The following is a 22,655-nucleotide window of genomic DNA, read 5'->3' on the forward strand; positions in this document are numbered from 1 at the left end:
TAATCGCAGTTTTCATGAGGGTTTACCTGAAATTCGGGGACTCACTCGTGGGCATAGCTTCTCCAAAAGTTGAGCCTTTGCTATCGCCCAAGGCTGACTAACTAGCCAATAACTTAATGAAATGACTAATGACTAATGACTAATGACTATTGTACAGACGCGATTAATCGCGTCTCTACTGACTAAATGACTAATCCAAAAATCCTTACATAAAATTTAGGACGAATTAATGACTCTTTCATTTCAAGAATTAGGCATTTCCCAAGAACGTGTCGAACAACTAGAAAAAATCGGTTTTACCGAACCAACTAACATTCAAGTGCAAGCAATTCCCCAATTGCTAGCCGGTCGTGATGTGGTAGGTCAATCTCAAACTGGAACAGGTAAAACGGCAGCATTTTCACTGCCAATTTTAGAGCGGCTAGATATCAATCAAAGAGCCGTGCAAGCCATAGTTTTAACACCAACTCGTGAATTAGCGATGCAAGTTCACGATGCGATCGCCCAATTCATCGGCAATGAAGGATTGCGGGTGTTAGCAATCTACGGTGGTCAATCAATTGACCGTCAAATGCTGCAACTCAAACGTGGCGTTCACATGGTCGTGGGTACTCCCGGACGGGTGATCGATTTGCTCGATCGCGGCTGTTTAAAGCTCGATCAAGTGAAGTGGTTTGTATTGGATGAAGCTGATGAAATGTTGAGCATGGGCTTTATCGACGATGTAATCAAAATCCTCTCGCAAGCGCCCGTAGAACGCCAAACAGCTTTATTCTCGGCAACAATGCCACCATCGATTCGGATGTTGGTGAACAAGTTCTTGCGATCGCCGGCGACTGTCACCGTTGAGCAACCAAAAGCCGCTCCCAACAAAATTAATCAGGTAGCTTACTTGATTCCTCGCCACTGGACAAAAGCCAAAGCTTTACAGCCGATTCTGGAAATGGAAGATCCAGAAACAGCTTTAATCTTTGTCCGCACCAGACGCACAGCCGCAGAACTCACCAGTCAGTTACAAGCAGCTGGTCACAGTGTTGATGAATACCACGGTGACTTGTCCCAACAAGCGCGGGAACGGTTATTAAGCAGATTCCGTAACCGTCAAGTTCGCTGGGTGGTAGCAACTGACATTGCAGCACGAGGATTAGATGTCGATCAACTATCCCATGTGATCAACTACGACTTACCCGATAGCGTAGAAACTTACGTTCACCGCATTGGTCGTACTGGTCGTGCTGGTAAAGAAGGAACAGCAATTTCTTTAGTACAACCATTTGAGCGGCGTAAACAGCAAACATTTGAACGTCATAATCGCCAAAGTTGGCAATTGCTGTCGATTCCTACACGCGCCCAAATTGAAGCGCGGCACATTCTGAAATTGCAAGAACAGGTACGAGAAGCTTTGATGGGTGAGCGTTTGGCTTCATTCTTGCCAATTGTTAGCGAACTAATTGAAGAATACGATGCTCAAGCGATCGCCGCAGCTGCACTGCAAATTGCTTACGATCAAACTCGTCCCGCTTGGTTGAGTTCAGACGTGGAAATTCCCCAAGAGGAAAGCTCAACTCCCAAACCAAGACTCAGTAAGCGTCGTGAATCTTCTAGCGATCGTCCCCGTGCTGCGTGGAAATCAGATAGCAGCAATGGTGAAGAAAGACATTCTTCTCCCAAGCCCAAACTACGGACAAGTGGACAGGATTCTTCTGCATCTCCTAGTAAAAAGATAAGTTCACCCACAGCTAGAGAATCAGCTTCTTAGTCAACAGTTCAAAGTTAATCAATTTTGGATTTTAGATTTGAGGTTTTTTCTTCAATCCAAAATCCAAATATAAAATTGGAGAGTTGAGAGTTAGGAGTCACGATTTTGACTTTGGCTCTTGACTTTTTGGCTTTTTGGGTAATTTTTTTTACCAGTTTGTAGGAAGATAAATTAAAGATGCATTCTTCGCGGTCTTATGTTCACTATTCCAGACTTAGAGCAACTACAAGCAGAGCATCCAGAATGGCAGATGGAGTTGGTAGACGGAAATATACTTCTTATGGGGCCATCAGATTATGAGTCAGAGGAAATAGGTGCTGAGTTAGTTAGATTACTGGGTAATTGGGTACGCCCACAGAAGCTAGGACGGGTAACTGGTTCAAGCGCTGGTTTTATTTTGCCTACATTAGAAACTGAAAACGGCAAAGAAGCTGATAACGAAAAACGAAATCTCCGCGCTCCTGATGTATCTTTTGTTCGTGCTGATAGACTGAAAAAAAGCAAGCGCGATTTTGTGGAACTAGTGCCTGACTTGATGGTAGAGATAAAATCTAAGTCAGACCGAATCAAACCATTGGTAGAAAAAATTCAGTTATTCCTACAACTTGGATGTACAGTTGGTATCCTGATCGATCCTGACAAATTGACACTCACAGTTTATCGACTCAACCAAGAACCAATAATTTTGCAAGACAACGACAAACTAACACTACCAGACTTATTACCAGGTTGGGAGCTAGTAGTGTCAGAAATTTGGCCTCCTGTGTTTGAGTAGAGACGTTGCAATGCAACGTCTCTACAGCCAAGGACGACTAACTTGTTCTAATTCTCCAATTTCATCGTCGTTCAATTTCCAGCCTAAAGCACCAGCATTCTGACGTACCTGTTCGGCTGTTTTCACCCCAGCAATGGGAATAACATTCCCCTGAGCAATTAACCAGTTGAGAGCAACTTGGGCAGGAGTGCGATCGTATTTTTCTCCGAAATTGCGTAGCAAAGATATAACTGGCGCAATTTTTTGCAGACCTTCTTTCTTAAATCGCGGGTCTATTTTTCTTGCACCAGTGGGGGTTTCAGTACTATCAATACTGTACTTGCCTGTAAGTAATCCCTGAGCTAAAGGACTATAAGCCAAAATAGTTACACCCAACTCACGCGCAGTTGCGATAATACCTTTGCTTTCAACTTGGCGACTGAGTAAAGAATAGCGTACTTGGTTCACAGCCAAAGGCACTCCACGAGCCGCCAATATTTGATGCGCGTCTCGCATTTGCTCTGCTGAGTAATTACTCACGCCAACTGTAGCAATTCTGCCTCGCTTCACTTCATCCGCTAAGGCATTCATCAAGGTTTCTTGACTTAAAAAGAAGGCAAAAGGCCAATGCACTTGATACAGGGCGATTCGCTCAAGTTGTAACCGTTTGAGGCTAGCTGTTAAAGCATCCGAGACGGATTGGGCTGTAAATCGCCACGGTAAGGGGCCAAATTTTGTAGCGATTTGCACAGGTTGTTGTGTCTGTTGGAGAAATTGTCCCAAAAATTTCTCTGATAGTCCCATTCCGTAGACTTCAGCAGTATCAAAGAAGGTAATACCAGCTTTTAAGGCTGCGGTAAAGGCTTCTTGTAACTGTTCTGGGCCGTAGGCACTGCCATAATTCCAAAATAGTTTATCACCCCAAGCCCAAGTGCCGATGCACAAGGGTGTAACAACTGGGCCATTTTGCCCCAATGTGATGTTTTCCACGGTTGCAAAATTTAGTTTATTTACATTTCTTTACTTTTATAGTGTATCGTCATAGACAAGATTAGGTGCGATCGCTACTGCTTGGTTGCAAATCTTGTGGTGTGTAGACGTAGCCCGTCGTAGACATCGCAGTTTGCATAAAGATTTACAAATTACACCTGACAATATATTTATTCTCATAATTAAGGGAGGCTCATAACCTCCCTTTAATAATAGTTGAGTGTATTTACTTGTATTTATGAATTAGATGATTTATCCTGCTTGGCTTTTTTGATTAATTCCATGTAGACATTAATCTCACTAATTTCTACATCATGCTCAACCCTGGTTACTTTCCATCTTTCCTTTTTTAGGTAAACTTCCTCTCCTACTCTGGGAGTAAATTGGAGATCATAAAACTTTTTGAGAAAATCTTTTTGATTTTCTTCCCATAATATTACTTTGACTACTTCTTTGCTCATTGCTTATGCCTTTTTGGTTACTAGATGAAGCTAAGTATTTTGAGGACATATACACGGCAAGTTTATCTTACTAATTCAATTGAATAGCGTAGTTAAAACCACATTTTAATATTGATATTTTTATGTGGCTTGCTTGGGTCCGATAAAGTTACAGCGCAATACCATAGTCTCAGAACTTCATTAATTGCCAGTTGTTGAAGCCTGTCCTGTAGAATAACCCTGAATAGTTGATGCAGTATCTTCGTAGCGCGATCGTCACCACTTCCCGGAACTAGCTAGAAATTAAACATAAAACATATAGCTTATCAGGACTGGCACAGGTTATAATCAAGGATTTGGCACGTAATTTATGATTCAATGTTATAAAACCTCAAAAATTGGGAAAGCTATGTAATAAGAGTGTTGCAGCAGTTCATGAAACTATTCTGATGTCAGGATACCCGTTTGTTAATAGCTGTTATTTTTTATGGTTGGGGAACACTTGCTTTTTTAGAGATGGGAGCTAATTTATGGATGTCTATGATGGAAAAGGTAACAGCCGTAAGTTAGGAGAAAAAGTTGGTGGAGGAGGTCAGGGAAATGTTTATTTAGTTGGTTCTGAACCAAATAAAGTTGTCAAGATATTTCATCCAGACAAGTTAAAAGAAAGAGGCACAGAATTTCGAGAAAAAATAGAATTACAAAAAAGTATGACAGAATTAGCCGAACACTCCAATATTGCTTGGCCTAGAATTTTAGTTTTTGATCAAAATGCTCACTATATTGGATATGCAATGAAGAGGGTTGAAGGCATACCTTTGACAAAATTAGCACATCCAATGTTATATGAAAAATCCTTTCCGAATTTAGACCGAATCAATATAGTAAAAATGCTTTTGATATTATTAGATATTGTAGAGGAATTACATAAACATCAGGTTTATATTGGTGATATAAATTTAGGAAATATTATTTGCGATCCGCAGACATTTCAGCCTTATTTAATCGATGCTGATAGCTATCAAGTTAGAAAAGATAATAAGATTTATCGCTGTCCTGTTGGAAGACCTGAAATGACTCCGGTAGAACATCATGGCAAGGATTTTCAATATATAACGAGAACAATTGAAAGCGATCTTTTTTCCCTGGCAATTCTTATGTTTCAGTGTTTGATGCTTGGCCGACATCCTTATGACAATATTGGTGGTGGAAATCCCGTAGAAAATTTAAAGAATGCTAGTTTTCCCTATGGAGAGGGAGGGGCAAGACCCGGATATGAAGGAGCGATTCCAAAAGGGAACTGGTACAACATTTGGAGTCATTTGACATATAACGTCAAGAGTCTATTTATTCAAACACTAAAGAATGGTGTTAATCAGCCATCTGAACGTGCATCTATTGCAGACTGGAAAGATGCTTTAGAAAAATACTTTCATGCAATGCAAAGAGGATATAATGCCAAAGAAATGAAGCCTAAAGAGCCAAAACAGAGTCAAAGTTCCTAAATTTTACTATTAAAAATTGGAGATAATTCAATGCCTACTAATTATTATGACGATCTAATTGACAATCCAACTTCACGCTGCCCATGTATGTTAGTTCTAGACATTAGTGTGAGTATGCGTGGAGAACCAATCAACGAGTTAAATCAGGGAGTTAATCAGTTTATTCAAGCTGTTCTTGAAGATGATTTTGCATGTTATGCCGTTGATGTAGGTATAATTACTTTTGGCGGAACAGCACAAGAAATTGTCCCAATTCAATCTATCCAGAAAGTAGAAGTGCCTACCCTAACTCCTACTGGAAATACGCCTATGGGTGAAGCTATAAATAAAGCAATTCAGGTTCTAGAAAAACGCAAACAAGAATATAAAAAGTCTGGAGTTTCTTACTATCAGCCTTGGTTAGTACTAATGACTGATGGTGAACCAACTGATAACTATCAGGTTGCAGCAACGAAGCTGCGTAAGCTAGCTGAGACGAATAAAATGCTTGTAATTGCAGTTGGTATTGGTGAGCGTTGCAATCTTAGTAAACTTGCTGAATTTTGTTCATCTGACAACCCACCCAAACAACTTACAGGTCTAAAGTTTGAAGAATTTTTTAAATGGCTTTCTCAAAGTGTGGGGGAAGTAATTACCAAATCTACTCCAGGAGTGAGTTTTCACGCAACGCAATCAACTGATGACTGGGAAAGCTTTTAAGTATGCTATTTGAATTTATCAACAGATTGTTTCAGAATCTAAAGACTTGCTTGACTAGGTTATTTTCTCAGAGTTTTCAGAATGTTGATGAGGAGAATTTAGTTAATGGAGATGAGTTAATGGCAGTAGAGCAAAAGATACTATTTAGAGAAACAGAATATAATGACTTTATAAATAGATTTCCCGGAGTTCGTCAGCACATAATAACAAATACGACAGTAGATGGTGTTACTACCTACTACTTAGAAAGTATGAAGCGTTTGAAGGAAATTCAAAAAAAAGAGGGTAAGGAGGTCATACCAGATGAGTGTATAAAATATGCTAAAGATATAAAAAATACAGGTTCTGGCACTGGTAGAAAAAAATCTACCAAAAAAACGTCATCTCCAACTAAATCTTTATCGGCTGAAGCATCTATCTTGCCTGAGCAAGAAGATACTGAACTTATAAATTCTCCTGATTTAAGCACTGAACATTCAGATCCTCAAGGAGTCAGTGAGCAAACAGAGAAAACTATTACACAGGAATACGTTAAGCTTGAAAAAGCTACTTCAGAAACATCTGAACCTGCAAGCATTACGCAAGCATTAGCTAGTTCAGAAGAGTTTATAGATATTCAAGAGAATTTGACAACTTGGAAGAAATGGCGAAGGGTCTTTGATGCTGTTGTTGGAAGTTCGCATTTACGGGTCGATCCTCCTATCCCCTGCCAAGATTCAGCATTATCTGTATTGATTCCAAGACCTGCTATTTTTGTCGCAGATGGTGCTGGAAGCGCAAGATTGTCTCATTTTGGCTCCAGTGCTGTAGTTAGATACTTAAATCGTTTTACAGCATCTATAGAAGATATTAACCAAGAAATATTAGATAAAGATCGACAAGAAGACAGAGAGATTGAAAAAAAATATGCTTATCGTGTTATAAAATATGCCATTGAAATCCTTAAGGAGTTGTCAGAGGAGAGACAAGAATCATTTGATTTGTTTAGATGTACATTGTTAATAACAATAATTGGTATAAATAAATTATTCTGGCTGAAAGTTGGTGATGGTTTTATAGTCGTTGAAAAAGGAGAAAATCTGGAATTGCTTGGGTCTTTAGGTAAAGGTGATTTTGCAAATCAAACTACTTTTTTGACTGAACATCTGACCGATAAGGATATTCACTATGGCTTTATTGATGTTCAGAATGTTACAGGGATAGCTGCTTTTACAGATGGTGCTGGGGAAAAGCTTGTTAGTAACGATGGGTTAAAAATATCAGGAGCTTTGAGTAAATTTTTTCAGGGTATCCGTACTAGGGAGTTTACCCAAACTGATCTCAATCAATTTTTGAGTAATAAAGAGATTTGGCAAAGAACAACTGGTGATGATAAGGGTATTGCGATTTTGTCATCTTTGCTGTAACTCGAAACCCAAAAGTACTATCTATAATTATGCTTCAGGTTTTAGGGCGTTTTTAGGGAAAGTATAGAGGAGCTAGAGTCCCTTGCTACCAAGTCCCAACTCCGATGAAGTCATGAGCATCTTAATCTGTCACATTTTGGTGCGATCGCTCTGAAAACCATAAAAGGACAATTGAGGATTCTTATTAAACTCTCCTCATTTTGCCAAAATATGACAACAGACATAGAATGCCCATTCTATGTATTTTGCTGTGCGGCAAGCTGAACATCTTCTATATCAACATTGAGGTGTTGAGCAATCTGCTCCATACTCATCCCTGTTTTTAGTAACAGAGGGACGGTAAGTTTCAACATTTCAGTTTTCCGTTCTTCTCGACCTTCTTTTCGACCTTCTTCTCGACCCTCGGCTTTCGCTTCTTGATAAACTCTTGTTTGCTCCAAAGTCAATCCCAGCATAGCTTTAACTTACTCATTCTATGTGGTTTACTGTGCAGCGATCTGGACAGCTTCTATATCAACATTGAGATGTTGAGCAATCTGTTCCACACTCATCCCTGTTTTTAGTAACAGAGGGACGGTAAGTTTCAACATTTCAGCTTCCCGTTCTTCTCGACCTTCTTCTCGACCTTCTTCTCGACCCTCTTCTCGACCCTCGGCTTTCGCTTCCTGATAAACCCTTGTTTGCTCCAAAGTCAATCCCAGCATAGCTTCAACTTCCTCTCTACTCAAGGTCGAAAACTTATAAACGGCGATTGTAGTGATGATGTCTAGTATTTCGTTTTGCGGCAGTGTGTCCGTTTCCTCTAATTTTACCCGCTCAATTAATTGCTTTGCTTGCTCTGCCATCACTTCATCCGATGCTAGAGTCAACTGCATCAAGTTGATACCTATTGGCTGCTGATTAGTCGCGCCTAACTCATCTAAATAGATTCGCTGCACTTGGTCGCTGTTGAGAAATATTCGATGAGTTCTTTGATCGCTTGGTTCCAAAGAGCGTGATGAAAAAATTACCACACAGAACCAGTCATCGTACTGAAAACGATTCCGGTTCAGGTACATCAGCGACTCGGTAAAGAACCGATGGTAAAGAGCTTCATCTCTTTGGAATTGAACCTCAGCAAAAAAGATAACTCTGGATGTTGCATCCTCTGGAGGTAAAAAAACACCATCGATGCGGAAAGCCGTTTCTTTGACTTCAAGTGATTCAAATCGATAGTTTTGTGCTTGAGGAGGAGGGACATCAATCAGTTCAAAGAGTAACCCAGGAAAGCGCTTAAAAATTTGATAGTAAATGGAGTCTCGTTTCACTATTTCATCCTAAAATTCTCTTATTATCCGTAGGCGTAGCCCGTCTTAGACATCGCACATTACGACCAAGCACTAAAAATCAATCCTAACTTGGCTGAAGCCTACGCTAATCGAGGTGTATAATCGCTTGCCAAATCGCAACTTCAACTTTTCGTTCGCTGATTTGGAGTGGGTAGGGTTTATCTTTATTTAAAGAGAGAGATTAAATCCTATAAAGTATACGAAAAAGTAGCTATGGCAAGCGGTGAAGTATTTGATACCAAAACAAAATCCCTATCTGTGCCAAGGGTAAACCTGCTGACTATGTTCCGGCTGGGTTTATTTCAAATGGGGTTGAGCATGATGTCCATTTTGACTCTGGGGGTACTCAACAGAGTCATGATTCAAGAAATAGCAATTCCGGCTACGCTAGTCTCAGTGGTTCTAGCACTGCCTTTATTTGTTGCTCCTTCCCGTGTGTGGTTTGGCCAGATTTCCGATGCCAAGCCGTTATGGGGAAACCACCGCACAGCTTATGTTTGGGTGGGCGCGGCAATATTTGCGATCGCAGCATTTTTAGCTGTACAAGTAATGTGGCAGATGAATCTTGCTGGAAATAGTGCAGGTGCTTGGGTATGGACAACCCAAACAATCGGCTGGACAGCTCTTTTGGCTTTAGTTTTCGCTGTATACGGTCTAGGAATTTGTGCTAGCGGTACTGCCTTTGCTGCTTTGTTGGTGGATATATCTGAAGAAGATAACCGTTCTAAAGTAGTCGGTGTGGTTTGGTCGATGCTAATGGTGGGGATTATTGTTGGCGCAATTATTAGTGCTAGTTTGCTCAAGCAGTTAACGCCAGAAGCAACTGTAGAAACCTTGCAGCCAGTAATCAACAGATTGTTTTTGATTGTCCCAGCAATTGTATTTGGTTTAGCGATCGCCGCCACATTCGGCGTAGAAAAAAAATACTCTCAATACTCAACCCGTTCCACACTGGTGAACCGAGAAGATAGCATTACTCTAGGCAACGCTTGGAAAATCTTGACAGCTAGCCCACAAACAGGTATATTCTTCACCTTTTTATTGGTGATGACTATCAGTTTGTTTATGCAAGACCCGATTTTGGAACCTTATGCGGGTCAAGTGTTTAAAATGCCCCTAGCGGAAAGTACCAAATTAAATATTTTTTATGGAACAGGGTCTATTGATTGCTTACGGCGTTACGGGCTTTTATATTATCCCGCGTTTGGGTAAACGCAGAACTGCACGTTTTGGCTGTATGTTAGTAGCATTCTGTGCAATATTGCTAGGTATCTCAGGATTCACAGCTAATGCAGCAGTTCTTAAACTAAGTTTGATCTTGTTCGGTTTAGCCACAGGTTTCTTAACTACAGCCGCAATTAGCTTGATGTTGGATCTGACAGCAGCAGAAGCCGCAGGTACGTTTATTGGGGCATGGGGATTAGCGCAGTCCATCTCTAGAGGAATCGCCGTGGTAATAGGAGGTACAGTTTTGGATATTGGACGCAAGCTGTTACCTAGTGCAGAGTTAGCTTATGGACTGGTATTCGTTCTAGAAGCCGTGGGAATGGTGCTGTCGATTTGGTTTCTGAATCGGGTGAACATCACAGAATTTCAAACAAGTACCAAGCAAGCGATCGCTTCAGTTTTAGAAAGCGATTTAGACTAAACTGTATAGGGCATGGGGCATGGGGCATGGGGCATGGGGCATGGGGCATGGGGCATTGGGCATGGGACAAATGACCAATATTTCGGCTTCTCTACGAGACGCTATGCGTTAGCGGAGCTTTCCATGAGAGCGATACGCTCAGTACAAGTGACAAATGACAAATGACAAATGACAAATGACAATTAACCAATGAATGATTTTTGGACAACAATTCTTGATTTTGCCCAAACCACCACTACCAGAGTGGGCAAACAGCTAATGCAAGATTTTGGGCAAGTACAGGCTGACCAAAAAGCTGATGGTAGCCTGGTGACGCAAGCCGATAAATGGGCAGATCGGGAAATTCGGGATGCGATCGCTTCTAGTTTCTTTGGCTACGGCATTTTGAGCGAAGAGAGCGATCGCTCATTTCCCGATACTGAGTGGTGCTGGGTAATTGACCCTCTAGACGGTACAACCAACTTTACACGCGGTATTCCTATCTGGACAATATCTCTGGGTTTACTGTATCGAGGTACACCCATTTTTGGTTATATTTACGCACCAACCTTGAATCAAGCTTTTCATGGTTTCTGGTCAGGTTCATCTGGTTTAGCAACTCCAACAGGAGCATTTCTCAACCACCATCCCATCCACATTAGTATAGATAGTCCTAGCAACAATCACTTTTTTAACCTTTGTTCCCGCAGCACCGCAGTTATCAAAAACGGCTTTCCCTGCAAAATTCGGATGTTGGGTGTAGCTAGCTATAACTTTTTGACAGTTGCTACTGGGGCTACTCTCGGTGGGATTGAGGCGACACCAAAAGTTTGGGACTTAGCGGGGGCTTGGGTAATTGTCCAAGCTGCTGGTGGAGTTTGGGCTTCGCTGAAGTCAGAGCCGTTTCCATTGTTACCGGGAGAAGATTATAGCGATCGCTCTTTTCCCACCCTTGTGGTTAGTCGTCCCGAATTAATTCCGGTATTTCAACCTTTTCTCGAAGCCGTAAAAATTTAATTTGCATTAATTTGCAGCTCGTTAAACTGGAAACAGCGATCTTGTTAACCAGCCTAGTGGAAAATAGCATAACCGATATTAAACTTCACAAAACCCTAGTTAAACAAAGAATTGAGTATAAATAAAGCTGGTAATAATCCCGATTTCAGCGCCAGACCAGTGTAGTTATTAATTCAAGTAGTGTTGTGGCTTTCATCACACTGGTTAATTTAGTATAAAAATTTTATGTTGTCTAATCTAGATTTAATTCGAGAGTTTGTAGAAAACTCTATTCAGAAAAAAGACGTTTTGTTGGCAAATCCTGTTTTGACAGCGCAAACAGTATATAAAATCAACCAACTGACAGCAAAATCTGAAGGCGTAATTGCCACTGCTCAACTATCTAACACCCGATCTGAATTCTCGATTTCTCCAAAATCAACCCAGTGGGAATTGATAAATCAGGCATTAGCAGAATATAGTTATATCCTGAAAGGAGAAGTAGATAGTCGGGGTTTCTATCAGTATCAATACTGCGAAGTTCCCAAAGGCTATCAGATGAATTGTACTAAATGTGTAATTCTATGGCGAGCCTGGTGGAAATATTGCAAGCATAGTTCAAGACTAGGGATTTCGTTAGAACTTCTGATTAGAACGCGAGATTCATGGTACCCAATTAGAGATTTAATTATCAGTGACGGACATCTCTATATCAAAACCTTGGGAAGTGAGATTGCACTTGGCTCAGACGATTTAGTTACTTGGTTAAGCAAAGTTGATGTAACCAAAATTAAAGAAATACCTTCTACAGAGACATAGGTGTGGGTATGGGGTTACGGATGTATGCCCCTATATTGGCAAACATTTTTCAAAGTGATATTGACAACATAATTAGGCAAAGGACGTGAAGAGAAATGAAAGGACTTTGGCTCGAAAATAAGCAGTTGCAATTACGCACAGATATTCCGGTTCCTGAGCCGCCACAGGGAGAAGCCTTAGTACGCGTCTTGCGTGCAGGTATTTGTAACACCGATCTGGAACTACTTAGAGGCTACTATCCCTACACTGGGATTTTAGGGCATGAATTTGTCGGCATTGTCGAACAAGGGCCAGAACACTTAGTTAACCAACGCGTAGTTGGAGAAATCAATGCTGTATGTGGGCATTGTCGGTTTTGTCGTAGCGGACAACCAACTCATTGCGAAAATCGTACAGTTTTGGGTATTGTCAACCGCAACGGTGCCTTTAGTGAATATCTTTGTTTGCCGGTGGAAAACCTGCATTTAGTACCCGATAATGTGCCAACAGAAGTAGCAACTTTTACTGAACCTGTAGCAGCAGCTTTGGAAATTCAGCAGCAAGTGCCATTGCATCCAAACCATCGGGTGCTAGTAGTTGGAGATGGCAAACTAGGGCAATTAGTAGCTCAGACACTAGCTCTAACTGGCTGTGAACTCGTAGCTGTGGGGCGTCATCGAGAAAAACTGGCTAACTTAGAAGCACGGGGAATAAAAACGAGTCTAGCTGATGATATTACAGATGGATATTTCGATATCTCAGTAGAATGCACAGGCAATCCAGAAGGATTTGCGATCGCCCGCCGCGCCCTCCGTCCCCGTGGTACGCTTGTACTCAAAAGTACTTATGCTGGCAACCTTAGCCTAGATGTTTCTTCCTTAGTAGTAGATGAAATTACCCTCATCGGCTCCCGTTGTGGCCCCTTTACACCAGCCCTCCAGCTGCTAGCCACAGGACAAGTTGACGTACAACCCCTGATTCACGCCACCTATCCTCTTATTGAAGGGCTTGCAGCTTTTGAACGCGCTCAGAGTCGGGGTGTTTTAAAGATATTGTTAGAAATTGGGCAATAGTTAGGAGTTAGAAGTTAGGGGTTAGGAGTTAGGAGTTATTCTCTCTCATCGCCTTAATAGAGATAAGGATTTGTTTTCGGTTGATAGTCCAAACAATTGATTGCTTCTTCTGTATTGGCAATAGATGGGCGTACAGTACATTTAAGACGGTAATTGTCGGTAAAGAATTGGCAACCAGTACAGGGGATTTGATGCATTTGCTTGGCTGTAGCCACGCTATCTCGCGCCGCCGTCCACAGACTCAAAACAACGAGAACAGTTACAGTCCAAGCAACGACAAAACAAATCGGGACTAACAAAGGTTGAATCCCATGAATGAGAAAAGATATCAGTTCTAACACAGCATTTCCTGATATAAATTAGCAGCTAGAAGTATATTAACTCCTAACTCCTAATTCATAACTCTACTGTGAAGTATATTAAATACCAGCATGACCCAGCGCTAAACCTGTTACCAGCATTCCCAAAACAAGAAACGGTTGAGCGCTGGCTTGGTACTTAACATCGTTCTTTACAGGGTCGCGCAGGAAATACATATCCTGCAAGGTGATTTGCGGAATGATTAACAGTACTAGTATTGCTGCATACAAATTTTCGTGGATGCTAACGAGATAAGCTGCAATCAATCCTTGAAATATATCAATTGTCGCTACACAAATCCATGCCGCAGTGGTGATGCCAAACATTACGGGTAGTGAATTTAATCCTAGCTGGCGATCGCCTTCTACACTCTTGAAGTCATTGACAATGGCAATACCCAATCCAGCCAAGCTGTAGAACATTGTCAAGATCACAATTGTGGAATTGAGTTCGCCAAATAAAGCGTGTCCTGTAGACCAAGGTAGAGTAATGTAGCTTGCACCCAAGGCGTAGCTACCTAACCAGCCGTTTTGCTTGAGTTTCAGGGGAGGCGCAGAATAAATATAAGCGATGAAAGAACCGATAATCGCGATCGCTGTAATTGTCGGGAATTCATGACCAGACCACACATCGAGCGCAAATGCCAAACCATAGCCAGCAATCAGTAATACCCAAATCTGAATAATTACCTGGGGTAAGGGAATTGCTCCAGAGGGAATCGGGCGATAAGGTTCATTGATGGCATCGATTTCGCGATCGTAGTAATCATTAAGGATTTGGGTGTAACCTGTCATCAATGGCCCAGCCAATAACATACAGGCTGCTACCTTTAACACATTTTCCAGCGTCCAAGTATAGTTACCAGAAGAAGCCGCACCACAGACTACACCCCAAATTAGGGGAATCCAGGTGATGGGCTTCATGAGCTGTAAACGAATTTTCCAAATCGAAGTTTCCCCAGACGCTGCACCTTTCATCCCCAACATCTGCCTAGTTTTCGCACTGCGATCGGCAGATGTGAGCGCTTGCTCATTGAAATTATTTGCCACTGAGTCTATTGCTTCAGATGGGTTAGGGGTCTGGGGGAATGGGAGTTGATTCTGACATAAGGTTTATTAATGAGTTAGAAGTTAGAAGTTATGAATTGCTAGTTAGGAGTTAGAAGTTATAAATTATTATTCTTAGAGCTAATTTGTAAACTCAAGTAAAGTACTTGTCTTGCAAGGATTTCAGGAATTTGAGTCAAAAAAATACTTATTCGCTGAAACTCAGACCTAGTAACGAGTTGAGTATCCTTCAGATTTTCTTTACGAATCAGCTCTTATTTCTAACTCCTCATTCTTAACTCCTAACTTTGTTCCTAACTTAAAACGAAATTATCAAATAATGATTCTGAAACTTTGCTCCAGCAACCGGTCTGCCACTCAGGGCTGGGGGTAAGGGAATATTGCGTCGTTGATCTCCTGCTTCTACAGTCACTTCTGGCCCATATTGGGTGAGCTTGACTTGCTTTTTGTCAAATCCTGGCAAGAATAAGCGTACTTGACGATTGTGGATGTCTATTTCAATAGGTTTGGGAGCCTGTAAAGCTTGTGCTTCAAAGTTGGGTAGAGCCTCTATCAGTGGTTGCCAGTCACCCGTGGGCGAGTCGGGAACAACGCTCACAGGTAAGGGTATAAATTCCTCTGACAGATTGACGTTTGTCTTAGGAGACACAAGCAGAACACCACCGACAGTTAAACCAATTTGTTGAGCGCTACCCCATAAATAACGAGCATTTGCTACCTCAATCGGATCTCCTGTAGTCACTAAGAAAGCAGCTAGACGCTTGGGATCGGCCAGAGCGGCTCTCCCCTTTTCTAAGAAATTATTGACTTGGTTAGTGGGCCCTGCAAAGTTATCGGCTGTCCAGTTAATATTGAAAAAACTGCTAATCAGCGGTTGAATTAAGGGCGATTCAGTAATCGTCTTCCCCAAATCGGAGTTGACAAATAATTGCCGAAATCGCCGGACATACCAACTCAGAGATTCTGGCAAACCCAACGTTCGCAGCGTTAAAGAGTCGCCCGTGCCATCGTAGACAATCGCATCATATTTGCCACTAGCATCATATTCGCGAATAGCGTTCAGTGCTAGGGCGTTGTCCATCCCCGGCAAGACTACCAGTTCTTGACCAAAAACGTCTTTGAAGATGGGCGTGCGGAGATATTGCGCCTCAAGTTTCTTCACTTCGTCCCAGTTACGCTCAAGCAGTACAGATGCTTGAAACTGTACCGCCTGTAATTTGGGAGAAATTTCTTGAGGTTCGGCAGCAATGGGAGTACCCAACAGGATTGACAATGTTGGTTCTGCTTGTCCTGCTAGAAGTACGCGCTTGCCTTGACTTGCCAATAATTTGGCGGCGGCGATCGCAATTTTGGTACGAGCGGTGCCGCCTTTGCCCAAAAATGTCAATATTAGAGCCATTAGTTGATTCCTATTTTCACCGCCGATCTTTTCAACTCCAACTTAGCACTCAACATAGACTCTCAACCTGTGCTTTCAACTTCAGAGTCAAAGAAAAACCCGGATCTGAGTTTTTTACTACTACACAGGTTTGATTTCATCTTCAAAAAACCAAGTGGAAGTATTGTCTTCAAACAGCACCACTACACCGATTCCACGACCATCAGTGACTTTGTAGCCTTGGATGATACCCACTTGTCCGAGTTTTTTTACAACTGGGGCAGAAACGCGATCGCGTAAACGAAAGACTTTAACCTTTTGTCCGATTTCCATGCCTGATTACAATTCAGATAAACCAAGTCTCAGTGTAGCGGAATCCGTGACTCTGCTCTCACAAATTCAGGGGAGATGAGGGAGTGAGGGAGAGAATCGTAACTCCTAACTTCTGACCTAAGAATTTAAAATTAACAACAGATGCGATCGCAAGGATTAGTGGTAGTGGAACATTTGCGATCGTTAGAGGTTCATCCAGATAACTTGAGTTCAGCAACCAAGGTAGTAGTTATGTATCAAACAGATCCACCTCGTCCGCCACAAGAAACAATGCCTACGATGTATGATTTACCCAGTGAATTAGTAGGGGAATCAGGTTTGCCAGATGAATTTCACCGGATTCAGGCAGATTTGCTCAGTGAAACTTGTCAGCCTCTTGCTTATCCATCTGAGGAAATTTTACTTGTCAGCGACTTAAATCTTTACTACGATCCTCGCCATCCTTTGTGGTACAAGCGTCCTGATTGGTACATGGTTTTAGGATTACCTAGTGCTAGCCAACAGCAAGACCTGCGTTTAAGTTACGTTATTTGGCAAGAAGGAATCGATCCATTTTTAGTAGTTGAATTACTTTCACCTGGTACAGAACAAGAAGACTTAGGAAAAACACTTCGGGAAGTAAACCGACCCCCCCAACGAAGTGGGAAGTATATGAACAGATTTTACGGGTTCCCTACTACGTTATCTACGATCGCTATGAAAATAATTTACGTGCCTTTAAGCTCAATGGCACTCGTTACGAAGCAATATCTTTACCAGAGAACCGCTTATGGTTAGAAGAGTTAGAGCTAGGATTAGGTCTTTGGCAAGGTAGTTATCAGCAGACAACAGGTTTGTGGCTGCGTTGGTATAATTCTGCGGGTTGGATGCCGACTCGAAAAGAACAAGCTGAACAGGAACGCCAACGGGCTGAAAAGGAACGCCAACGGGCTGAACAGGAACGCCAACGGGCTGAACAGGAACATCAACGGGCTGAACAGGAACGCCAACGGGCTGAACAGGAACATCAACGGGCTGAACAGGAACGCCAACGGGCTGAACAGGAACATCAACGGGCTGAACAGGAACATCAACGGGCTGAGCGATTAGCAGAGTATTTGCGATCGCAAGGAATCGATCCAGATACCTTGAGTTAAGCAAAAACTCGCATCTTTAACAAAGAATGAGCCTGACAAACAGACGTTATATTTGTGGTAAAAATACAATTGACTATATTTTATTTATTGTATAATCGCCAAGATAATTTGGATACAATTTTCTTGTGATGATATATTTTAAAAGCACTGAAGAGATTTCCAACAAATAAATTATCCAATATGAGGTGGGCATCCTGCCCACGGCTAGCTAAAGGTGGGTGAGACACGCATCTCACAAGAAGTTGTTGGATATTTTTTATGTGTCCCTGTAAAAGGAACTTTCATAAATATAATAGGCTTCAGTGAGAGTAATTAGGTGAGCGGATAGTGAATAGTAAGCGAGGAAGCAGAAATTGTTGCCGACAATGCGGGGAGTTGTACGTAAGGTAGGGAGATGGAGGCGCATCTTACCCATAGATGAACAGTTGTGGGTAAAGTTCGACTTACTAAGAACTCTAGTACGCCGGGATTTAGAGGCGCGTTACAAAGGTTCTGTTTTGGGTAACTTGTGGCCTTTACTAAATCAGTTATCACAATTACTGATTTATACTTATGTGTTTTCTACCGTACTGAAGGTGAAGCTGACTACACTCAAAGGTTTACCAGCAAATGATTTCACCTTTGGTTTGTGGTTATTTGCAGGGTTACTTCCTTGGATTGCTTTTACTGGTGGTTTAATGCAGTCCGCAAATTCGGTACTAGGACAACCGAATTTGGTCAAGAAGGTGGTATTTCCTTTAGCTTTATTACCCCTAGTGCCAATTTTGTCAACATTCATTGAGAGTTCCTTTGGTTTAATGGCATTGATTTTTTTTGTGGCGATCAATGCTCATACTTTACATACTAGCTTGGCGCTATTACCCTTGATCTGGTTAACACAGCTATTGCTAACAGCAGGGTTTGGCTATTTAACAGCCGGGGACTAACTGTATTTTTGCGAGATATCCCGCAGACTTTAGGAGTAATTTTAAATATTTGGTTTTATATAACACCGCTTGTCTATCCAGTATCAGCAATTCCAGAGGAATGGCGGAGTTTGATATTCTGGTTAAATCCAATGGCAGCGATCGCAGAAGTTTATCGCGACATTGTTTTAATTGGAGAGGTGAAGCATTGGGGTGAATGGGGAGTTGCTGGTGCGATCGCAACAATTATATTTTGTTGTGGTTTTACAGTGTACAAGCATTTGCGTCCAGCCTTTGCAGATGTTTTATAGGCAGCTTTCATTATTAAAGCGCTTTTAAAACACGCAAATGCTAATGTTACCTATATAGTGAATAGATAGCAACCTGATTCAATAAAAAGCCAAAATTTTAATTACGTAAATATTTTTTAATTGATAAAGTTGTAGCGTGTAAAATTCTTTAGTAGTTTAAGTATGCGGTATTATGGGTGAGGAGATTGCAATTTCCCTGAAGAATATCTCAAAGAGCTATAAGCGCTATGCTCGTCCGGTAGATAGACTCAAAGAAATTTTACTACCTGGTAAGAGCCACGCTCAAGAGTTTTGGGCATTAAATAATATTAACTTGGAAATTAATAAAGGAGAGACACTAGGAATTATTGGTCAAAATGGTTCTGGTAAAAGTACATTGCTACAAATTATTGCTGGAACCTTGACACCAACCATAGGAGAGGTATCCGTTCACGGCAGAGTTTCAGCTTTACTAGAACTAGGTAGCGGATTTAATCCTGAATTTACAGGCAGACAAAATGTATTTTTTAATGGACAGATTTTAGGATTAAATCGAGCAGAAATAGAAGCAAAGTTTGACAAAATTGCTTCCTTTGCTGAAATTGGCGATTTCATGGAACAACCAGTCAAAACATACTCTAGCGGTATGTTTGTTCGTTTAGCATTTTCAGTAGCAATTAACGTTAACCCAGAAATTTTAATTGTAGATGAATCTTTAGCAGTAGGTGATGGTATTTTTGTCCATCGTTGTATGGCAAAAATTATAGATTTTCAAGATTCCGGAGGAACAATCTTATTTGTCTCCCATGATGTAGGATCTGTATCACGTCTTTGCTCTAAAGCTATCTGGATTAATCAAGGAATTATTGTAGATACTGGACAACCTGCTGAAGTATGTAAACACTATCAAGCATGGGTGCATGAAGAAGTCAATAAAAGAACTAGCATAAATTTGGATTCAAATAAGAATGAGAATATTCGTGCTAATGAAGAAGAAATTGATTTGACTAAAATCACTATAAAAGAATCAAATCCTTTTACTAAAAAGCCATATATGGCTTTTTATGGATTTGAACGATTTGGTACAGGACGTGCAGAAATTGAGCATATTTCTGTGTTAGATAGTCAGGGTAAACCTATTGAGTTGGTTTATCCAGGAGATGTATTAAAAATTAGAATCACTACATTCAGACACGATAAAGTTAGAAAGCCAAATGTTGGCATAGCGCTACTGGATAGATTGAGAACTGTTTTATCAGGATGGAGTACAGAACTCTTAGATAAAAATTTTGCTAACTACTGGCTATCTAAATCAGAAATAGGAAGAGCAACAGTTGATTTTGAGTTTATTTGGCCTCACTTAGCTGGTGGTAATTATGCCTTAGATATAGCATTTGGAGATGGAACACACGAAAATTTAGAAATGCTGGACTGGATTCAGAATGCCATAGTTATACAAGCAGCAGTAAATGATTTGGTAGAAGGAGTCTTTCAAGTATCTGGCAGAAAGATCGGACTCTATGAGGAATCGCTATGTACACAATAGTTAAAAATTATTTTAAATCTAAGCTCGAAAGCTGGATTAAATTATATTTTGATATTTACCTCAAGCAATCTTTAACCCAAGGCTATTTTGATCGGCGCATCAAAGATGTAAGCTTAAAAGAATACTTGGTTTTTGGCGAACCTCAAAGACTAAAATTGTCAAATACATGCGTTGTAAATAATGCATTATTTAACTTATCTTCGGGAAATATAGTAATCGGAGAATATGTTTTTTTTGGGCACAATGTTAGTGTAATAACTGGAACTCACGACTATAAAAAGTTTGGACTAGAGAGGATGAACAATTTTCCAACAGAAGGAAATGATATTGTAGTTGAAGAAGGGGCTTGGATCGCAAGTAATGCCACTATAATTGGCCCCTGCAAAATTGGCAAGAATTCTGTTGTAGCGGCAGGTGCTGTTGTTAAATGCGATGTTCCTAGTTATCATGTTGTAGCAGGGATTCCAGCAAAAATCGTCAAACAGATAATCCCGTAAAAGGGAAATTTAGATATTACTTAAAAATATAAAAAATGATTGAATCTAACGATCCGGAAATCAAGATTGATGAATTAATACAAAAAATTGTTGAGCAGGTGGGAAAAAGCCAAGTTAACTCTCACTTAGCGAGTTTACAATCTAATCTAGACATATCGAAACTGAAGTTAAGTATTAGTTATATTGAAAGTTTTATTGAAAATGCAGAATCTCGCTCAATTGCCCGTACAAAGTGGCCAGATAAACTTAATCTTTTTCCTTTCAATTTAAGTGGTAAGTTGCAAAAAATTATTCTAAAAATCATGAACTTTCTCTTTAAAGATCAACGAGAAATCAATTTTAGTATAATTAATTCTCTAAAAGAATCTGTAGCACTTAATCACCAGCTAGTGGAACACATTGCGACTTTAAAAACCCAAGTGGATAACAACATCCAAGGGCTAGATGAGCGCCTGATTGCTATGGATAACAGCATCCAAGGGCTAGATGAACGCCTAGTTGCTATGAATAAAAACATCCAAGGGCTAGATGAGCGCCTGATTGCTATGGATAACAGCATCCAAGGGCTAGATGAGCGCCTGATTGCTATGGATAATCGTTTTCCAGGATTGGATGAGCGTTTAGTTACTCTGGATAACAGCATCCAACAACTAAATAGGCGCTTGATTGCTGTAGAGAATCGCTTTCAAGGGGTGGACGAGCGCTTAGTTACTCTGGATAACAGTATCCAAAGAATAGATGACAGCATAAATGCTATTCATACTTTAATTACCAACTGGCTAACTGGCATTCAAGAACGTTTGGATAATTTGAATAGTCTACTACAAGAAATAGATGAACATAAAAATATTGTAGATACTCGTATTGAAAAAATGGGTGAGCATTTAATTACAACAGATAACCGTTTAATTACAGCAAATACTCATCTTCAAGAAATAAATGAGCGTTATATCAAAAACGATAGTTACCTCAAAAATGACTTAATGCAGCAAAAACGTTTAATAACGGTATTTTTGGAAGAGGCAAGAAAGCGTTTACCAGAACCTTTTAGTCAAAAGCAATTGCAAACACTTCTCCATGAAGATATGCACTTTTTAGATGCTTTTTATGTTGCATTTGAAGAGCAATTTCGAGGTAGTAGAGAAGAAATTTTAGACAGATTAAAAATTTATTTGCCATTGATTGAGCAAGCAAATATAGGCACACCTGAATCTCCAATTTTAGATGTAGGTTGTGGACGTGGTGAATGGCTGGAGTTACTACAAAAGTCTGGATATACAGCCAAAGGTCTGGATATCAACAAAGTAATGGTAGAACAATCCCGCTCAAGGGGATTTGAGGTGATAGAAGCAGATTTAATGGTTTATGTGCAATCTTTACCAGATAGTAGCTTAGGAATGATCACTGGTTTTCATATTATTGAGCATCTAACTTTTACAAAGTTAATGAAATTTTTCAGTGAAGTAGTCAGGGTACTTAAGCCTGGTGGATTAGCCATTTTTGAAACACCTAACCCTCAAAATGTCTTAGTTGGTAGCTGTAATTTTTATTTTGATCCAACTCATCATAATCCCTTGCCAAGCTCTATGATTAAATTTATTCTTGAAACCCAAGGTCTACACCAAGTAAAAGTCATGGATCTTCATCCTTATCCAGAAAGTTATAAAGTCAGTGGTTCTGAGGTAGCTGAACGATTTAATGACTACTTCTATGGAGCACAAGATTATGCAGTTGTAGGATACAAATTATAGGCTCAAAAGTTGAATAT

General features: G+C 40.6%; 19 protein-coding genes and 4 pseudogenes. 15 read left to right on the forward strand and 8 right to left on the reverse strand.

All coding sequences use genetic code 11. The features are described 5' to 3' along the window. The first annotated feature begins 229 nt into the window (after positions 1–229). Positions 230–1,759: a DEAD/DEAH box helicase gene (locus NSTCB13_RS09325; RefSeq protein ID WP_448269423.1), complete on the forward strand. Its 1,530-nt coding sequence runs from the start codon at positions 230–232 to the stop codon at positions 1,757–1,759. Between the two features lie 196 nt (positions 1,760–1,955). Beyond that, entirely contained in the window at positions 1,956–2,534 is a 579-nt protein-coding gene (locus tag NSTCB13_RS09330) for a Uma2 family endonuclease (protein WP_322694481.1), read from the forward strand. 21 nt (positions 2,535–2,555) lie between these two features. On the opposite strand, the gene NSTCB13_RS09335 is transcribed toward NSTCB13_RS09330, so the two are convergent. After that, a complete protein-coding gene (locus NSTCB13_RS09335; protein WP_448269426.1) occupies positions 2,556–3,503 on the reverse strand; it encodes an aldo/keto reductase in 948 nt (315 codons plus the stop codon). 236 nt (positions 3,504–3,739) lie between these two features. Continuing rightward, positions 3,740–3,964 (reverse strand): hypothetical protein, encoded by a 225-nt coding sequence (locus NSTCB13_RS09340; RefSeq protein WP_322710191.1) that lies wholly within the window; start codon positions 3,962–3,964, stop codon positions 3,740–3,742. Positions 3,965–4,473: 509 nt separating this feature from the next. On the opposite strand from NSTCB13_RS09340, the gene NSTCB13_RS09345 reads away from it, so the two are divergent. The 3 genes from NSTCB13_RS09345 (at position 4,474) to NSTCB13_RS09355 (ending at position 7,553) form a co-directional block, all read left to right on the forward strand. After that, positions 4,474–5,448 carry a protein kinase domain-containing protein gene (locus NSTCB13_RS09345; RefSeq protein WP_448272098.1) on the forward strand — a complete coding sequence of 325 codons (975 nt, stop codon included), beginning with the start codon at positions 4,474–4,476 and terminating at the stop codon, positions 5,446–5,448. 30 nt (positions 5,449–5,478) lie between these two features. Beyond that, positions 5,479–6,147 (forward strand): vWA domain-containing protein, encoded by a 669-nt coding sequence (locus NSTCB13_RS09350; protein WP_448272099.1) that lies wholly within the window; start codon positions 5,479–5,481, stop codon positions 6,145–6,147. 119 nt (positions 6,148–6,266) lie between these two features. Then, on the forward strand, positions 6,267–7,553 hold the full coding sequence (locus tag NSTCB13_RS09355) for a PP2C family serine/threonine-protein phosphatase (RefSeq protein ID WP_448272100.1): 1,287 nt from the start codon (positions 6,267–6,269) through the stop codon (positions 7,551–7,553). A gap of 236 nt (positions 7,554–7,789) precedes the next feature. Here NSTCB13_RS09355 and NSTCB13_RS09360 read toward each other — a convergent pair whose 3' ends face one another. Together NSTCB13_RS09360 and NSTCB13_RS09365 are read right to left on the reverse strand one after the other, a co-directional pair. Beyond that, positions 7,790–8,008 carry a hypothetical protein gene (locus NSTCB13_RS09360; protein WP_448269439.1) on the reverse strand — a complete coding sequence of 73 codons (219 nt, stop codon included), beginning with the start codon at positions 8,006–8,008 and terminating at the stop codon, positions 7,790–7,792. Between the two features lie 27 nt (positions 8,009–8,035). Beyond that, positions 8,036–8,860 carry an Rpn family recombination-promoting nuclease/putative transposase gene (locus tag NSTCB13_RS09365; RefSeq protein ID WP_448269441.1) on the reverse strand — a complete coding sequence of 275 codons (825 nt, stop codon included), beginning with the start codon at positions 8,858–8,860 and terminating at the stop codon, positions 8,036–8,038. 51 nt (positions 8,861–8,911) lie between these two features. Here NSTCB13_RS09365 and NSTCB13_RS09370 point away from each other — a divergent pair, with 51 nt between their 5' ends. From NSTCB13_RS09370 to NSTCB13_RS09390, 5 genes and pseudogenes are all read left to right on the forward strand, one after another. Continuing rightward, positions 8,912–8,983, forward strand: a complete 72-nt coding sequence (locus NSTCB13_RS09370) for a tetratricopeptide repeat protein (protein WP_448270406.1) — start codon at positions 8,912–8,914, stop codon at positions 8,981–8,983. A 111-nt stretch (positions 8,984–9,094) separates the two neighbouring features. Then, positions 9,095–10,529 (forward strand): annotated as a pseudogene (locus NSTCB13_RS09375) (BCD family MFS transporter). A 189-nt stretch (positions 10,530–10,718) separates the two neighbouring features. Beyond that, positions 10,719–11,525: an inositol monophosphatase family protein gene (locus NSTCB13_RS09380; RefSeq protein WP_448272101.1), complete on the forward strand. Its 807-nt coding sequence runs from the start codon at positions 10,719–10,721 to the stop codon at positions 11,523–11,525. A gap of 225 nt (positions 11,526–11,750) precedes the next feature. Then, entirely contained in the window at positions 11,751–12,323 is a 573-nt protein-coding gene (locus NSTCB13_RS09385; protein ID WP_448272102.1) for a hypothetical protein, read from the forward strand. Positions 12,324–12,418: 95 nt separating this feature from the next. Continuing rightward, positions 12,419–13,375 carry an MDR/zinc-dependent alcohol dehydrogenase-like family protein gene (locus NSTCB13_RS09390; protein WP_448272103.1) on the forward strand — a complete coding sequence of 319 codons (957 nt, stop codon included), beginning with the start codon at positions 12,419–12,421 and terminating at the stop codon, positions 13,373–13,375. A gap of 53 nt (positions 13,376–13,428) precedes the next feature. Here NSTCB13_RS09390 and NSTCB13_RS09395 read toward each other — a convergent pair whose 3' ends face one another. The 4 genes and pseudogenes from NSTCB13_RS09395 to petP all read right to left on the reverse strand — a co-directional run bounded on the left by NSTCB13_RS09395 (position 13,429) and on the right by petP (position 16,513). Then, complete coding sequence (locus NSTCB13_RS09395) at positions 13,429–13,716, reverse strand: hypothetical protein (protein WP_445629330.1); 288 nt, start codon at positions 13,714–13,716, stop codon at positions 13,429–13,431. Positions 13,717–13,794: 78 nt separating this feature from the next. Continuing rightward, a pseudogene (gene chlG / locus NSTCB13_RS09400) lies at positions 13,795–14,842 on the reverse strand (chlorophyll synthase ChlG). A gap of 258 nt (positions 14,843–15,100) precedes the next feature. After that, complete coding sequence (locus tag NSTCB13_RS09405; protein ID WP_448272104.1) at positions 15,101–16,201, reverse strand: Get3/ArsA fold putative tail anchor-mediating ATPase NosAFP; 1,101 nt, start codon at positions 16,199–16,201, stop codon at positions 15,101–15,103. A 120-nt stretch (positions 16,202–16,321) separates the two neighbouring features. After that, a complete protein-coding gene (petP, locus tag NSTCB13_RS09410; protein WP_448269453.1) occupies positions 16,322–16,513 on the reverse strand; it encodes a cytochrome b6f subunit PetP in 192 nt (63 codons plus the stop codon). Positions 16,514–16,744: 231 nt separating this feature from the next. Here petP and NSTCB13_RS09415 point away from each other — a divergent pair. The 5 genes and pseudogenes from NSTCB13_RS09415 (at position 16,745) to NSTCB13_RS09435 (ending at position 22,638) form a co-directional block, all read left to right on the forward strand. Continuing rightward, positions 16,745–17,649, forward strand: a pseudogene (locus NSTCB13_RS09415) (Uma2 family endonuclease). Positions 17,650–18,014: 365 nt separating this feature from the next. Further along, positions 18,015–18,865 (forward strand): annotated as a pseudogene (locus NSTCB13_RS09420) (ABC transporter permease). Positions 18,866–19,037: 172 nt separating this feature from the next. After that, the gene (locus NSTCB13_RS09425) at positions 19,038–20,390 is read left to right on the forward strand and encodes an ABC transporter ATP-binding protein (RefSeq protein WP_445629334.1); all 1,353 of its coding nucleotides are present in this window, start codon (positions 19,038–19,040) and stop codon (positions 20,388–20,390) included. Then, entirely contained in the window at positions 20,378–20,887 is a 510-nt protein-coding gene (locus NSTCB13_RS09430) for an acyltransferase (RefSeq protein ID WP_448272106.1), read from the forward strand. The genes NSTCB13_RS09425 and NSTCB13_RS09430 overlap by 13 nt, the downstream gene beginning before the upstream one ends. Positions 20,888–20,922: 35 nt before the next feature. Next, a complete protein-coding gene (locus tag NSTCB13_RS09435; RefSeq protein ID WP_448272107.1) occupies positions 20,923–22,638 on the forward strand; it encodes a methyltransferase domain-containing protein in 1,716 nt (571 codons plus the stop codon). Positions 22,639–22,655 lie beyond the last annotated feature (17 nt).

The organism is Nostoc sp. DSM 114160, from assembly GCF_053470305.1.